This window comes from Rhodococcus sp. FW305-130, from assembly GCF_058788335.1.
The window spans coordinates 266,228-281,671 of record NZ_JBYTAP010000004.1 but is presented as its reverse complement, the minus strand read 5'-3'; the positions used below and the strand labels follow the sequence as shown (position 1 = coordinate 281,671).

The following is a 15,444-nucleotide window of genomic DNA, read 5'->3' as shown; positions in this document are numbered from 1 at the left end:
CCTGCCCAGGCCGGAGGCTCGCATTTTTCCTCCGACCTACACCGACCGGAGGAGTAAACCTTGCTTGCCGCAATACTTTTGAGTTTCGGCGTCATTTTCGTCGCTGAACTCGGCGACAAGTCGCAACTGATGGCAATGACGTTTGCCTTGCGATATCGCTGGTGGGTCGTCCTCGGCGGAATCACCGTCGCCACCACCCTTGTTCACCTTGTCTCGGTCGCCGTCGGCCACTACCTGGGCGTCGCACTCCCCACCGCTGCAATCTCCATCGTCGGCGGTATCGCGTTCCTGATCTTCGGCCTCTGGACCCTGCGCGGTGACGATCTCACCGACGACGAGCAGAACAAGGCCGGTCGCGTCACGCGATCCGCCTTCATCGCCGTCGCGTCGGCCTTCTTCCTGGCAGAACTCGGCGACAAGACCATGCTCGCCACCATCACCCTTGCGACCGACAACGACTGGATCGGCGTCTGGATCGGGTCGACGGTAGGCATGGTGGCGGCCGACGCTCTCGCCATCATCGTCGGCTCGGTACTGGGCAAGCACCTCCCGGACGGATTCATCAAGATCGGCGCCGCGGTGCTGTTCTTCGTCTTCGGTGTCTGGCTGCTGCTCGAGGGCATCTTCCCCGACTCGTCGGCCGGCATCATCGGCGGTGGCGTTGTCCTGGCAGTGTCCGTGCTGGGTGCGCTGGCTCGGATGATCTGGAAGCGCTCCCGTGCGACCGACTCCGATACACACCTCGTCGACGACAATCGGACGCCGATCGACTGACGCTCAACGAATAACGTCGCCGGCGCCCCAAATTGCGACCGGGACATGACCTTCCGCCACTCCGCTCGGTCCGAGTAGCTGCCCGAACCGCTTCATCGGGTACAGCGAGACACGTCGATCGAGGATCCGCACACTACCGATTCGGCGGAGTCGATCCTCGACGACAAGACTCTGCGCGAGGCTGCTCAGCCACACGCTGATCAACATGTTCGCTGTTCCGGTAGTCGCCACCAACAATCTGATCTCCGGCCAACTCGACACAAGATTGCCGAGTTCGTCGGTGGAACCGTCCACAGCGACATCGAAGATCACTTCGAACGGTGAACCGACAGCCTGTTGCGAGACATCGCAGCGGAAAATCAACTGTCGCGATGCAGTCAACTGGGCCAAGCGCCGTCGAATCGCAGTCTCGTTCGTTCCACAAATCGCGGCGAGACGCGCATAGCTGGCACGTCCGTCACGGCCGAGCGCCTCCAACAGGGCACCGTCGGACTCACGGAACACTGTCGGATCTGCCGGCGCCGCAGCGGTTGCCAGCTGAGCGCGACCTGCTTGCCCCAGAGCGCCCGGCTCCCAACTGAAGCCGTCTCGGTACACCTTCACCCCGACCCGGCTTCTGATCGACAAGATTCCAGGATCGGCAGCAAGGTGCTCACACACCAAGGCGTCCAAACTCTTCTGGTCGGCGGCCACAACTCCGACGAAGTACTCGTACTCACCTTCCGTCCTGGCCAACAGATAAGCGCAGGCCAGCTCACGTAACCGCTCCCCCACGTCGGCAACCGCATCCTGAGTGGTCCTGATCAGGAGATAGCCGAATATGTGGGTTCGACCGATTGCGACCGCGTTGACCCACGAATGACCGTTCGAGACGAGGCGACGCCACCGGCGGGCGATCGTCGTCGAATCCATGTCGAGTACCGAGGACAACTGCGTCCACGACGCGCGGGGGTTGAGTTGGAGTGCATTGATGATCTCCAGATCAGATTCCGCGATCACAAATGCGTCGGATTCCGGCTTCATCTGCCAAGTATTGCTGGATTACTGCATTCTGACCGGTGATCCCTGCCTGTTTGCCAAAGATATGTGAATCACTTCACAGGTTCACCACTTGGAGGCCCAGTGCTTCGCTCCACCAAAGTCACGGTCGCGCTGCTGTTCGTCGCCTACGCGATCGACTACATAGACCGGCTGGCGATCAACCTCGCCCTCCCTTTGCTCGGTGAGGAGTTCGATCTCGACTACTCCCAGCGTGGATTGATCATCTCCACGTTCTTCATTGCATACACACTGGCCCAACTGCCTGGTGGACTGCTCGCCGATCGATACGGCGCAGTCCGGATGGCTCTGATCGGGTTGGTGGCGTGGAGTGTCTTCACCGGCCTCACCGCCCTTGCGTGGTCGTTCGGGACGCTTCTGGTTGTTCGCTTTCTCTTCGGTCTCGCACAGGGCGTGTTTCCGGCAGCCGCAGTAAAGCTGGTTGCCGAACGCAGCATCCCGGAGCAACGTGCCACCGCAACCGGATGGATGAACAGTTCCAACGCCGTCGGTACGCTTCTCGCCATTGTCGTTGCGGCAGCGCTTCTCCCGTTGATCGGCTGGCGTGGGATGTTTCTGGCCGTCGCGGCGCTCGGCGTACTCTCGCTCGTCAGCATCAAGTTGTGGCTCCCGCCCGCACTTCCGGCGGAGATCGACCACGGTCCGGATTCCTCCTGGGACAACATGCGCACCGTACTTCGCTCCCGCGCGATGTGGCTCTTCGCCTTGATGTTCTTCGGCTACGACTTCGTGATCTGGGGGATGTCGTCCTGGGTTCCGTCCTACCTCCATGACGAACGTGGAATCGCCCTCTCGAGTGCGAGCCTCCTTCTCATCCCGGCAACCGTGGTGGCCGCCGTGACCACCGTCATCGGCGGCCGAATCTCGGATCGACTGGCAGGCAACAGCCGCATCGTCGTAGTGCCGTCCATGCTCGCGTGCATCGTGATGCTCGTTTCAGTTCCTTTCGCCTCCAACACGGCCTTGTTCGTCGTTCTCGTCACCCTCGGATCTGCCGCTGCCTCTTTCGCTTTCATGCCGTGTTTTGCACTCCCACTTCGTAGCCTGCCTTCTTCGGTGGTCGGAGCCGCCTCGTCGATGATCATTTTCGGCGGCATGGTCGCCGGGATTGTCGCGCCGCTGGTGTTCGGATTCATCGTGGACCATCTCTCCTGGTCAGCGGCATTCGTATCGCTCGCGCTCGGGCCCGTCGTGGCGATCATCGCGGTAATGGCAGCACCGCAGACCCGAGAAAAGATGCTGAACCTGGTGCAACTGAAGACCGCCAACTGATCATCACCAACCGAAAGAAGATCGACCATGAACCAACTGCTTTCGAATCTTGAATTCGGAGACCCGTCGCGGTTGCGAACCGTCGAGCCGCACTGGTTCGATCTGTACCGGGACCTGCACGCACACCCCGAGTTGTCCGGCAACGAAACTCGCACTGCCGCACTTGTTGCCGAAGAGCTTCGGCGGATCGGCGGCTGGGACGTCACGATCGGAGTCGGCGGCACGGGTGTCGTCGGTGTTCTCCAAGGGAGCAGCGGGCCGGTGATCCTGCTACGCGCCGACATGGACGCGTTGCCGGTCGCAGAAGACACCGGGTTGTCATACGCCTCCAAGACGGATGGCGTCATGCATGCGTGTGGCCACGACGTCCACGTCACCGCGCTACTTGCCACGTGCGCAGCACTTTCCGCGGATCCGACGTCGATCACCGGCACTGTTGTCGCGGTCTTCCAGCCTGCCGAGGAGACCGGGTCCGGCGCGCGTGCGATGGTCGACGACGGAATCTTCGACCGCTTCCCGCGACCGGACCTCTGCCTGGGACAACACGTGGGCCCGACTCCGGCTGGGATGCTGGTCAGCAAACCCGACATCTTGATGGCAGCATCCGACACGATTCGAGTGGTTTTTCACGGCCGTGGTGGACATGCGTCATCGCCGTACGCGTGCATCGACCCCTTGTTGATGGCAGCATCTTTCGCGCTGCGCATTCAAAGTCTGGTCGCTCATGAAGCGGCAACCCCGACAGCACCGGTGCTCACGGTGGGAGCATTGCACGCCGGCACAGCTGCGAACATCATTGCCGACGACGCCGAACTACTACTCAGTCTGCGAACTTTCAGTGCATCGTCGCGAGAACACATGCTCGAATCTGTAGGCCGGATCGCTCGCGCAGAAGCGGACGGAGCAGGCGCCGCCGAAGCGCCGGACGTTCATGCGTACAACGGCTTTCCGGCCACGGTCAATACTCCGGACGCAACGTCCACGGTGATGACCGACCTACGCCGGGCAGGATTGGGAATGCACACCCTGCCGCAACCGCTTTCAGGCAGTGAGGACTTCGGAGTCTTCGGCACTGCTGCCCAATGCCCCTCCGTATTCTGGCATTTCGGCGGGACGGCGCTTCGGAGTTTCGACGAAAGGGCTCTCGCCGCACTCGCCGAGGGACGGATTCCTCCCGGCACACCCTCGAATCACTCACCGCGCTTCGCGCCGGATCCGGCCGCGGCACTACCCGAAGGTGTCACGGCTATGACTGCGGCCGCACTGGGCGCCCTTGCGCGAAGCGCGTGATTCCTACACATACTTCTCCAGGGAGATAACGCCATGTCGGACGACCTGCATTACCTCAGCGCCACCGAAGCTATTGCACACTTTCGCACGCGAGAATTGTCTCCGGTCGAGCTGCTACAAGCAGTCGTCGACCGAACCCAGAAGTTCGAACCTCGCATCAATGCCTTCACCGAAGAGATGTTCGAGGAGGCACTGACCGGCGCTCGGGAAGCTGAGAGCCGATATCTCGGCCACGGACCCGATCCGCGGCCGCTGGAGGGAATTCCGGTAGCTGCCAAGGAAAAACACGCTATTGCCGGAAAGTCTCTGACCGAAGGTTCGCTGGCGGCACGCGGAAACATCGCCCGCGAGAACGCACCGGTGATCGATCGAGTTCTGGCAGCAGGCGGCTTGATTCACGCACGCACCACGACGCCGGAGTTCTGTGTTGCGGCGTTCACGCACTCTCCACTGTGGGGCGTGACTCGCAATCCCTGGAACCTCGATTACAGTCCCGGCGGTTCATCCGGAGGCGCGGGCGCCGCCCTCGCTGCCGGAACTACCACTCTGGCAACAGCATCCGATATCGGCGGGTCGACGCGGGGCCCGGCAGGCTTCACCGGCACCGTCGGGCTCAAAGCGTCGTACGGCCGCATTCCCGGGGTCGCCCCGCTGTCCATGGATTCCTACCGTGGCGACGGTCCGATGGCCCGAACTGTCGACGACGCAATTCTTTTGGCCAACGTTCTGATCGGGCCGGATCCGCGTGACCATTCTTCGCTGAGGCCGGCGATCACGCTGCCACACGAGTACCCGTCGGTCGAGGGAATGCGCATTGCCCTGTGCGTGCGGCTCGGCGACTTCGCGATCGAGCCTGACATCGAGGCGAACACCCGGGCTCTCGCACAGTCGTTGGTCGATGCCGGCGCGATCGTCGAGGAGATCGAGTTGCCGTGGACTCGTGATTCGATGGCAGCAGCGGTGAAAGTCCATTTCGGAACGATCATGGGTGCATCCGTCGCGGAAGTTGCTCGCGTCCACGGTGATCTTCTTGCCGACTACACGCTCGACAACGTCGCGATCACGTCGAAGGGCGCTGCGGAAATGTCATTTCTGGACGGCCTTCGCAAAGAAACCCAGATGCAACGAGAGCTCGCCGAGGCGATGGCTCCATTCGATGCGCTGATCTGCCCGACTTCGGGCACCATCGCCTTCCCGGCAGGCGAGTCTTTGCTCGACGGCCTCACGGTTGCGGGCCAGCACGTGAACACCACCGCCGAAGCACTTCTCACGTTGCCGTTCAACGTCGCCAATCGGTGCCCCGTACTAGCGGTGCCCAGTGGACACGCACACAACGGCGTTCCCACGGGCGTCCAGATCGTCGGCCATACGTACGACGAACCGACCGTGTTCCGGATCGGCAAAGCACTGGAGAAGATCCGCCCGTGGGCATACACCGACCAGCATCAACCGAGGCTGGACGTGGTGGCGCCGGCTTCCTCTTGATTGCTGAGGAGATCAGAGCTTGGCTCTGATCTCCTCAGCAATCGGCTGGAACTGCTCGAGGAACGTCAGGGCCCAACCGAACGACGCGACGCCCTCGTAGTCGAACGAGTACACCTGATCGTTCTTGACGGCGCGCAGACGCTGGAAGATGGTGTCGTTCGCCAACTTCTCGTTGATGGGGCCCTTGCCACTGTTGGTGATGATGACGTCGGCTTCGTCGAGTAGCTCCAACTGCTCCTTCGGGAACCACTCGTTGCTGCCGGCAGGAATTGCGAGTGAGCGGTCGTTGAACTGGAACCCGGCCTCGCTGATGACCGTCGTCTGATACTTGGTCGGCGAGTACAGCGAGAAACCACTCTCCTCGAAGTACGTGGTGTAGACGACCTTCACCTTGCTCAACACGTCAGCATTGTCGCTGCGGAACTTCGCGATCCGCGCCTCGTACCGGTCTGCCAACTCTTGAACCTTCGCACTCTGGTTGAGTGCGTCCGCGACCCCGAGGGCGCGCTCCTTCCACGCGTACTGGCCGTCTTCGGCAAAAACTGCGGTCGGTGCAATCGACCGGATCTGCTCGTAAAGATCCGGGTTGTTCTCCGAAAGGAGGTTGGTCATCACGATCAAGTCGGGAGACAAAGCCGCTATCGCCTCGGCGTTGGGCTCGTACCAGCGTCCCACCTTCGGAAGAGACCGCAGGGCAGACGCATACGGTTCCGGGACACCGTCGGCGTTCTCGTAGTCCACCGGCAATCCGACGGGCGTGAATCCGGCGTCGAACATCGCGGGGCCCGTGTAGTAATCGGCGCTGACCACTCGCTGCGGGTTGGTGGGAACCTCCACCTGCCCCAGGGCCGTGTTGATGGTGCGCATCGAGCCCTCGGCCGATTCACTGGAGCTGGTTCCACAGGCCGTGAGCAATCCGATCCCCGCCAAGGCACCAGCCCCGAGGAAACCGCGTCGGGTAAGTGCTGCGGTGATGCGAGCGAACTCGGCATCGGTATCAGCGGTAGGCAAGAGAAGTGATGTCATGAAAGTGCCTCCAAGGCGCCGGTTTCGAGTTCATTGAGCCAGTTGATTGCCGTGCCGTAGTCGGTGACCTGAGTGCTGATTCCGAACGAGCGCCCGGATGCGACCGCGGGAATGCGGTTCCACAGCGGGCTGGCGAAGACGGATTTCATTCCTGCAGAATCAGTTCCGTTCGGCTGCTTCGGGTAGATGACGACGGTGACGTCCCGCAGCATTTCGAGTTGTTCGAGCGGGAAGGCTTCGAACCCGGTCGATGGGCGCAGATCCGGGATGAATTCGCCGCGGGTCACGTTCAGGTCGGCGAGCATCGCGCCGGTCACTCCGGTTGGATACAGGATGGAGAAGAGCCCTTCCGAACCACCGATAGCAACCTGGGCCCAACGATTGTCGCCAAGCTGCGCGGCGTAATCGGTGCGGATACGCTCCTGCATCGCCGTGTATTTCTCACAGTTCGACGTCAATGCCGAGCCTTTGTTGACCGCGTCCGCGACGCCTTCCGACACCGAACGCCAGTCAGACCGGTTCGTACCCGAATAGACCGCTGTCGGAGCAATTTTCGAGAGCTCGCGGAACATGTCCTCGTCGATCTCGTACGCATCACCGACGATGAGATCGGGCGCGGCAGCCACGACGGCTTCGCGGTTGACTTCGAGGAAAACCCCCACCGTAGACAAGCCTTCGATGAACTTCTGCTGTGTCGGGGTGAACTGGTCGATGTACGCGCTGTAGTCGAGCGTCGCCACGGGTTGGGCGCCGACGGCTTGCAACTGCCACGGGGTGTTGTAGGAGACGGCGACGATGCGCTGCGGATCGACGGGAACGTCCACGGATCCGTAGTGCGTCTGCACAGTCCGAGTTGTGCCGTCCGGTCCGTCACCGCCCTCCCCACTACTGCATCCGGCAAGCGCGAGCATGGACAGTGCGGCGGCACTTCCGCCGAGAAAGCCGCGACGAGTCAAGGCAGCAATGATGCGAGCGAACTCTGCATCGGTATCTGGCGTCGGTAACAGGAGTGGTGTCATGGGTTTCCTGACGGTATCCGAATTAGGGCTACCTAAAATTACTCTCACCTGCACTGTTACGGTGAAGCGTCATGGCCAACCACTGTTTCGATCGAGCCATCGATACGCGCACCCCCTCGGTCGACGGCCGGAAGCCGGTACGTTCTTGGTTCGTGACGCCTTCGCGACAGGACTTCCCCGGCATCATGTTGTGGGGAGCGCCGACCCTGGAACCGTCGACGTGGAACGAGCCGGTGTCCACCCCGAACCGGATCGTCGCGGAGCCGTGGTCCGTCAGCACCATCCGGTTCAAGAGCACGGCAACTGGCGTCTGGGATTTCCATACCCACCGCGAACATGAACTGCTGTGGTCGGCAGGTGGGACCGTCACCCTCGAAGCGTCCGAACACCTCTGGATGGTTCCGCCGATGCTCGGCATCTGGATTCCTGCCGGCACTGCGCACCGTGTCCGCTCCGACGACGGCGCCGTCATCTTCGCGACGTACCTGACGCCGGATCGAATCGACACCGATTGGGACTCGATAGTCGGCATACCCATGACCGGTGCACTTCGGGAGGTGTTGTTACACAACGAGAACAACGCCATGCCCGACCTGAAGCGACTACGGCTACAGCAGGTGGCAATCGACCTCATCCATCCCGTTCAGGCCGCGAGTCTCGACATTCCGTTGCCGAGAACGCCTGACCTTCTTTCGATTGCCCAGCAGATCATCGCCGATCCGGCGGACGACCGCACCACTTCCGACTGGGCTCGCACCATCGGCGTGAGTGGCCGGACCTTGATGCGTCGCTTCCAGGCCGACACCGGCACGACGCTCACTCAATGGCGAATTCTGGTGCGCGTCCGCGTTGCATTGATCGAGATTGCCGCAGGCAAACCTGTCGTCGCCGTGGCCCGCGGCCTCGGGTATGCCAACCCTGGAACGTTCATCGACCTGTTCAGGCAGGTCATCGGCCACACCCCCGCCGCGTACTTCCGCTCGTTCTCACCTGTCATGAAACCGCATCAGAATGGCACCAAACCCGCACGGGTGACACGTTAGCGTTGTTAGGCAAGGCAAACCATGTTGCCCGAACACGTTGGAGAACACCACAGATGCACCACCGCCGCCGTTTTGCCAGGTCTATCGCGCTCGCGGTCGGCGCGATCCTGATCGGCACGCTCGCCTCGTGCAGCTCGTCCGACGACCAGCCCTCGCCTTCGGCCGAGACCATCGACTACAGCTTCGCGGGGTACTCCGCCCAGATACCTGCCGACCCGCAGCGAGTGGTTGTCATCGACTCCCGGACGTCCCTCGAGTTCGCACTTCTCGCCGATTACCCGATCGTCGCCCTCGATTACGACGAGTCGAGCCATCTCGCATCCAAGGTCCCGGCCGATGCGGGGCATCTGGGCGGCAATCTCAGTAAGGAGGACGTGCTGAGCTACAACCCGGACCTGATCCTCATCTCCGTCGGCTGGTACGAGAGCTACAAGTCACAGAACCTCACTTTCGAGGACATCGCACCGGTTCTGGTGATCCAGGACGGCAGCTCGCCCGACAAGGAGACCGAATCACTCGGCGGGCCTCTGGGATTCATGGGCGAGCAACTGGCACTACTGGGCAAGACCGCCGCCGCCTCGGCAGCACAGGCGCGGTACGAAGCCGCTCTCGCCACTGCCCGCGACGACGTCGGTTCCGTCGCGCAGACCAAGACGATCGCCTTCGTATCGCTGATCGAGGACAAGTTCTTCGTGTTCAACACCCCGAACAACCTGACCGTCGACGTAGCGTCGTCACTCGGTTACACGATTTTGTCCAACGACGCGATCACCGCCGCCCAGTCGGCCGCTATCGGCGGCTACAGCGCCGAATTCGGTTGGGAGAATGCGGATGTGCTCGCCGACGCCGATGTCGTCGTCGCCCAGAATCTCGACTCCTGGACGGGCAACCCCGCGTGGGATCGTGTTCCAGCCGTGGCCGCCGGCAATGTTGCACCGCTCGACTACGACGACAAGGTGGGATTCGCACTCACCTACACGGACTTCCTGAACAAGTTGGCGGACACCACTCGCAACCTGCAGTGACGCTAACTGGTCATACCACTTGACCTCTCACCAGTTAGCGTTTACGGTCGGTACATGTTCCAACCCGTTGCACGTACCTCCGCTTCCGGCGCAGTGTTCGACCAGATTTCAGTGAAAGTGCTGGCCGGAGAGTTGGCCGCGGGTGAGGCGCTACCCAGCGAGCGCAAGCTCGCCGAGGCATTCGGTGTCTCGCGGCCCGCAGTCCGCGAGGCAATTCAGAAGCTCGCCCAGGCCGGGCTCGTCGAGGTCCGCCAGGGCGAGTCCACGTCCGTGCGAGATTTTCGACGCCAGGCCGGACCCGAGCTTCTCCCCCAGTTGTTGGTTCGAGACGGCGTCCCCGACCTGACCGTGGTGCGCAGCGTCCTGGAAACTCGCGAGTTGATGGGACCGCAGATCGCGGTGCTGGCCGCCCGTCGCATCTCCGCGGAATCTGCCCGAGAACTCGACACGGCCGTGGATCAACTAGGCGCCACCGAAGATCCGGTAGAGCTGCAAGACCACGCTCTGGCGTTCTGGGACGTCGTCGTCGACAGCGCAGATTCCATTGCCTTCCGTTTGATCTTCAACAGCCTGCGCGCTGCATACGAACCGGCCATGACTGCACTTGCCTCCGTCATGGTCGCCGAAGTCGGCCAGACCGACCTGTATCGAAAACTGGCCTCCGCCATCACTTCACACGACGAGTCAACTGCCGAGGCGTCAGCCGCACAGCTCCTTCACACCGGCACGACGGCAATCGGCGATGCTCTCACCTTCCTGGAAGGACTCAAACCATGAGCAAGCCTCTCACTCTGGCCGACGCAGCACGGACGTTCCGCAAGTCACCGACGCCGTGGATGATCGGCACCATGTTGGTGGTCGCTGCGGCAGCGCGCTTCACGCTGGGCAACTGGCAGATCACCGACGCCCTTGTTCCGCTCGTGATGCTTGCCGCATTCCCCTTCGTGGAGTGGATTATTCACGTCTTCGTTCTCCATTGGAAGCCGCGGACCATTGCTGGCGTCACCCTCGATTCACGCCTGGCGCGCAGCCATCGGGAGCACCATTTCGCCCCGCGAACCATCTCACTCATCTTCATTCCGTGGCAGACGCTCCTGATCGTGATTCCCGTCCTGACTGCCGTCGCACTCCTGGCGTTTCCCCGTGTCGAACTCGGTCTGACCTTCCTGACCTGTATTTCCGTACTCGGCCTCGGCTACGAGTGGACTCATTTCCTCATCCACAGTGACTACAAGCCGAAAACTGCTCTCTACCGGTCGGTTTGGCGCAACCATCGCAACCATCACTTCAAGAACGAGCACTACTGGTTCACCGTCACCACCGCGGGAACGGCCGATCGCGTACTGGGCACGTACCCCGATCCAAAATCCGTCGAGACGTCCCCGACAGCCAAGAATCTGCACGGCACCGCGTCGAAGCTGTGAAGAAACGCCGATTCCTGGCCCCTAGCTGGCAATGAACTTGAACTTGACTGTGTATCAGTGATTTTCGTTGAAACCCACCCGAACCGTGCTTAGTGTCGATGGAGTCAGAAGTTCGAAAAACGCTGTAACCGAAGGACGCAACACATGTTCAACGATGTATTCAACAACGTCATCCACCCGATGGTCACGAACTTCCAGCAGTTGGGTCCCCAGCAGTTCATTCCTCAGCAGTTCATCCCTCAGGGCCTGTTCCAGCAGGCACCGCAGGCAGCAGAGCAGGCTGTGACGATCTTCGGTAGCTGATACCGCAATCCACAGATAGCGCCACTCAGGGGTCGTCCGTCCAATATGCTGGACGGACGACCTGAGTGCCTCCGCCTGACAAGGATCCCCATGAGCCCCAACACCCCCGTCCACGCATTCACCGATGACGCCCTGGGCGATCTCGACGCCACCGGCGTCGCCGCCCGGATCGAATCAGGCGAGGTGACCGCACGGGAAGTCATGGAGGCGTCGATCGCGCGCGCCGAGGCAGTGCAGGGGCGATTGAACGGTCTGGCCTGCACAGATTTCGATCGCGCCCTTGCCAGGAGCAACCGGCCGGCCGCGGGCATCTTCGCCGGTGTGCCCACCGCGATCAAGGACAACACCGACAGCGCCGGCCTTCCCACCCAGCAGGGCAGCACCGCCTTCACAGCAGTCCCCGCCAAGGCTGACAGCGATTTCGCGAAGCAGTTCCTCTCCACCGGGGCCATTTCGATCGGCAAGACCCGACTGCCCGAGTTCGGATTCAGTGCGTCCACCGAGTACATGACGGAAGAACCCGTGCACAACCCGTGGAACCCGGCCTACTCGTCGGGCGCTTCCTCGGGTGGCGCTGCCGCACTGGTTGCTGCCGGAGTCCTCCCGATCGCGCACGCCAACGACGGTGGTGGATCGATTCGTATTCCCGCTGCTGCCTGCGGACTGGTCGGACTCAAACCCACTCGCGGCCGTACCATCGCCGATCCGGCCGACAAGTCGATGCCGATCCGGCTGATCTCTCAGGGCGCCGTCACCCGCACGGTTCGCGACACCGCACGATGGATGTCAGCGGCCGAAAGTTACTACCGCAATCCACGACTCGCACCGGTTCGTCTGATCGAAGGACCCAGCTCAACCCGCCTGCGCGTCGGCGTGATCACCGATTCCGTGACGGTCACCAAGACCGACGACGAGACACGCAAGTCCGTCGAAGCTACGGCTGAACTCCTTGCCGGCCTTGGCCATCACGTCGAGGACGCGGCATTGCCCGTCGGACCGGAATTCATCGACGACTTCAGCATCTACTGGGGCTTTTTGTCGTTTGCCATCTCCACCGGTGGCAAACAGATGCTCGGGCCCGACTTCGACAAGTCCGGCACCGACAATCTCACCAAGGGCCTGTACACGCTGTACCGGAAGAACCTGGTGAAGACGCCGCGCGTGCTCTACCGCCTGCGACGGCTCCAGCAGCAGTACAGCGCCATGTTCTTGAAGTACGACGTCGTGCTCTCGCCGGCTCTGGGGCACACCACCCCCGAGCTCGGATACCTCTCTCCCGCTCAGCCTTTCGAGGAGCTTTTCGACAAGTTGATCGCGTACACGTCGTTCACACCGCTCAACAACATCTCCGGTGGTCCCGCGATTTCGCTACCGATGCACCAGACCAGCAACGGTTTGCCGTTGGCTTCGCATTTCTCCGCCGATCTCGGCGACGAGCGCACACTCCTCGAATTGGCCTTCGAACTGGAAGAGGCTCAGCCCTGGAGAAGAATCCAGGACTGAGCCTCACCGGTAAATACCCTCAGTCTCGCGGCAATCCGAGCATGCGCTCACCGATCACGTTGAGTTGCACCTCGGTTGTGCCGCCGTAGATGGTGGTGGCACGGCCCGAAATGAGCTGCTCCATCGCCTTGTCGCTTGGCTGACCTGGGATGCTGACCGCTCCGGCAGCACCCAGTTCGGCGACGACGAACTCGGCGATCGACTGGCTGATCTTCATCGCCAACAGCTTGCCGACGCTCGACGTCGTACTCACGTCGATCCCCGAAAGTTGCTTGAGCACAACGCGGGAGCCGATGAGGTCGATCGCCTGACTCTCGGCAACCAGCTCGCCGACGCGGTAGCGCCCGATCGGGCTCAGGTCTGCTGACTTCGCGAACTTCAGTAGATCGGAGTCCGAGGCGTACGCCTCCATCTTCTGGCTCAGTGCGACGCGCTCGCCGGCCAGCGTCGTACGTGCGACGTTCCAGCCGTCGTTGACCTCGCCGACCACGTTCTCGTCGGGGATGAACACGTCGTCGAGGAACACCTCGTTGAACAACGCCGAACCCGTCATCTCACGCAGCGGGCGGACGGTGATGCCCGGTGTCGACATATCGAGCACGAAGTAGGTGATGCCCTGATGCTTCGGCTTGGTGGCGTCCGTACGGGCGATCAGCATTGCCCAGTCGGAGAACTGCGCAACCGTGGTCCAGATCTTCTGACCGGTGATCTTCCAACCGCCGTCGACCTTTTCGGCCTTCGTGGACAATGACGCGAGGTCGGAACCAGCACCGGGCTCACTGAAGAGCTGGCACCACACAAGCTCACCCTGCAGGGTCGGTATTGCCAATTCCTGCTTCTGCTTGTCCGAACCATGCGCTACGACGGCCTGCACGGCCCACGTGCCCATCAGGAGCTGCGGCATCGAGATACCCGCAGCCTTGATCTCCTGGGAGATGACGATCTGCTCGAGCGGAGCGGCGCTGCGCCCGTACGGCTTCGGCAGGTGAGGCTGAACCCAGCCGCCGTCGCCGAGCGCGATCAGCTGGTCGTCCTCGTCGAGCTCGACCAACTTGGCAAGCTCGCCCGCAATGTCGCCGCGGATCTCCTCTGCCTCGGGCGGCAGTTCGAGAACCGAAGCCCGGCTGACACCGTCAAGTGCCTGCTGCGCAACACGGTTGGCACGATCCTCGCGGGTGCCGAGAATGCCGCGGATCGAGAGCGCGCGGCGATAGTACAGGTGGGCGTCGTGCTCCCACGTGAATCCGATGCCGCCGTGGACCTGCACACAATCCTGCGCTACCTGCACTGCGGCGTCCGGCACGATCACTGCGGCGATATCGGCGGCAAAATCTGCCGTGTCGTCGCCCTTGTCCAATGCGCTTGCCGCATCCCACACAACTGCGCGTGCCTGCTCGAGCGCAATGCCCATCTGCGCGCACTTGTGCTTGACGCCCTGGAACTGACCGATCGGTCGCCCGAACTGCACACGGGTCTTGGCGTACTCCGACGCGGTGGAAACACACCAGGACATGACGCCGACGTCTTCGGCACCGAGAACCACTGCGGCAATGGACCGTACCCGCGCCTCGGTGAGACCGTCGAGTATCCGTTCGGCGCTGATCTGAACATTGTCAGCTTCGATCCGCGCACTGCCGCGCAGCACGTCGATGCTGTCCTGCACGGTGATCGCGACTGCGCTGCTCTCGAGCACCGCGTAGCGAACACCCTCGGGCAACTGGATCGGGACCAGCAGCACGTCGGCATGTTCACCACCGAGCACACCGTCGAGTGCGCCCGTGATCTTGTATCCGCCGTCCGACGACTCGGCCGTCAACGGTGCACCCAAGGCGACTGCTGCCGTACGACTTCCGTCGATCAGACCCGGCAGGAACTCGGGTCCCGCCTTGGAATCAGCGGCGCCGAGAACGGCGCTTGCCAGTACTGTCGGAACAAACGGGCCGGGAGAGACAGTGCGGCCCATTGCTTCCAATGCCACCGCCAAGGTCAGCAGACCGGCGCCGTGACCACCCTGTTCTTCCGGAACCGCGAGCCCGAGAAGGTCTTGCCCGACCAAAGCCGTCCAGAACTCGGGGAACTTGTCCTCGGTCCTCGACTCCACCGCCGCGCGCACCTGCTCGGTGGTGATGGTGCGCTCGGCGAATGACCGCACCGAATCTGCGAGTGCGGTGTGCTCCTCACTCAGCCCGAGGCCGAGTTCGTATGCGTTGCGTGCCATGCG

At 62.2% G+C, this 15,444-nt stretch carries 14 protein-coding genes; 10 read left to right on the top strand and 4 right to left on the bottom strand.

Translation table 11 applies throughout. The features are described from left to right. The first annotated feature begins 60 nt into the window (after positions 1-60). A complete protein-coding gene (locus tag AC3WQS_RS14415; protein ID WP_019746358.1) occupies positions 61-774 on the top strand; it encodes a TMEM165/GDT1 family protein in 714 nt (237 codons plus the stop codon). 3 nt (positions 775-777) lie between these two features. Here the strand turns inward: AC3WQS_RS14415 and AC3WQS_RS14410 are convergent, their stop codons facing one another. Continuing rightward, complete coding sequence (locus AC3WQS_RS14410) at positions 778-1,797, bottom strand: Lrp/AsnC family transcriptional regulator (protein WP_019746357.1); 1,020 nt, start codon at positions 1,795-1,797, stop codon at positions 778-780. 99 nt (positions 1,798-1,896) lie between these two features. Here AC3WQS_RS14410 and AC3WQS_RS14405 point away from each other — a divergent pair, with 99 nt between their 5' ends. The 3 genes from AC3WQS_RS14405 to AC3WQS_RS14395 are packed head-to-tail and all read left to right on the top strand — an operon-like array spanning position 1,897 to position 5,880. Continuing rightward, on the top strand, positions 1,897-3,105 hold the full coding sequence (locus AC3WQS_RS14405) for an MFS transporter (RefSeq protein WP_020968083.1): 1,209 nt from the start codon (positions 1,897-1,899) through the stop codon (positions 3,103-3,105). A gap of 27 nt (positions 3,106-3,132) precedes the next feature. Beyond that, positions 3,133-4,395 carry an amidohydrolase gene (locus tag AC3WQS_RS14400; protein ID WP_020905726.1) on the top strand — a complete coding sequence of 421 codons (1,263 nt, stop codon included), beginning with the start codon at positions 3,133-3,135 and terminating at the stop codon, positions 4,393-4,395. A gap of 33 nt (positions 4,396-4,428) precedes the next feature. Further along, on the top strand, positions 4,429-5,880 hold the full coding sequence (locus tag AC3WQS_RS14395) for an amidase (protein WP_492712070.1): 1,452 nt from the start codon (positions 4,429-4,431) through the stop codon (positions 5,878-5,880). Positions 5,881-5,892: 12 nt separating this feature from the next. On the opposite strand, the gene AC3WQS_RS14390 is transcribed toward AC3WQS_RS14395, so the two are convergent. Together AC3WQS_RS14390 and AC3WQS_RS14385 are read right to left on the bottom strand one after the other, a co-directional pair. After that, positions 5,893-6,906, bottom strand: coding sequence for an ABC transporter substrate-binding protein (locus AC3WQS_RS14390; protein ID WP_019746353.1), 1,014 nt, complete (start codon positions 6,904-6,906; stop codon positions 5,893-5,895). Further along, the gene (locus AC3WQS_RS14385) at positions 6,903-7,925 is read right to left on the bottom strand and encodes an ABC transporter substrate-binding protein (RefSeq protein ID WP_492712069.1); all 1,023 of its coding nucleotides are present in this window, start codon (positions 7,923-7,925) and stop codon (positions 6,903-6,905) included. Before AC3WQS_RS14385 ends, AC3WQS_RS14390 begins: the two co-directional genes overlap by 4 nt. A 152-nt stretch (positions 7,926-8,077) precedes the next feature. On the opposite strand from AC3WQS_RS14385, the gene AC3WQS_RS14380 reads away from it, so the two are divergent. The 6 genes from AC3WQS_RS14380 to AC3WQS_RS14355 all read left to right on the top strand — a co-directional run bounded on the left by AC3WQS_RS14380 (position 8,078) and on the right by AC3WQS_RS14355 (position 13,223). Next, positions 8,078-8,968, top strand: a complete 891-nt coding sequence (locus tag AC3WQS_RS14380) for a helix-turn-helix domain-containing protein (protein WP_198538398.1) — start codon at positions 8,078-8,080, stop codon at positions 8,966-8,968. 53 nt (positions 8,969-9,021) lie between these two features. Further along, on the top strand, positions 9,022-9,993 hold the full coding sequence (locus tag AC3WQS_RS14375; protein WP_069146689.1) for an ABC transporter substrate-binding protein: 972 nt from the start codon (positions 9,022-9,024) through the stop codon (positions 9,991-9,993). A 54-nt stretch (positions 9,994-10,047) separates the two neighbouring features. After that, entirely contained in the window at positions 10,048-10,770 is a 723-nt protein-coding gene (locus AC3WQS_RS14370; protein WP_084325536.1) for a FadR/GntR family transcriptional regulator, read from the top strand. Beyond that, positions 10,767-11,417: a sterol desaturase family protein gene (locus tag AC3WQS_RS14365; RefSeq protein ID WP_019746348.1), complete on the top strand. Its 651-nt coding sequence runs from the start codon at positions 10,767-10,769 to the stop codon at positions 11,415-11,417. The genes AC3WQS_RS14370 and AC3WQS_RS14365 overlap by 4 nt, the downstream gene beginning before the upstream one ends. Positions 11,418-11,561: 144 nt before the next feature. After that, positions 11,562-11,720: a hypothetical protein gene (locus AC3WQS_RS14360; protein WP_020905720.1), complete on the top strand. Its 159-nt coding sequence runs from the start codon at positions 11,562-11,564 to the stop codon at positions 11,718-11,720. A 90-nt stretch (positions 11,721-11,810) separates the two neighbouring features. Next, positions 11,811-13,223 carry an amidase gene (locus AC3WQS_RS14355; protein WP_070796743.1) on the top strand — a complete coding sequence of 471 codons (1,413 nt, stop codon included), beginning with the start codon at positions 11,811-11,813 and terminating at the stop codon, positions 13,221-13,223. Between the two features lie 19 nt (positions 13,224-13,242). Here the strand turns inward: AC3WQS_RS14355 and AC3WQS_RS14350 are convergent, their stop codons facing one another. Beyond that, complete coding sequence (locus AC3WQS_RS14350; protein ID WP_084325539.1) at positions 13,243-15,441, bottom strand: acyl-CoA dehydrogenase family protein; 2,199 nt, start codon at positions 15,439-15,441, stop codon at positions 13,243-13,245. Positions 15,442-15,444 lie beyond the last annotated feature (3 nt).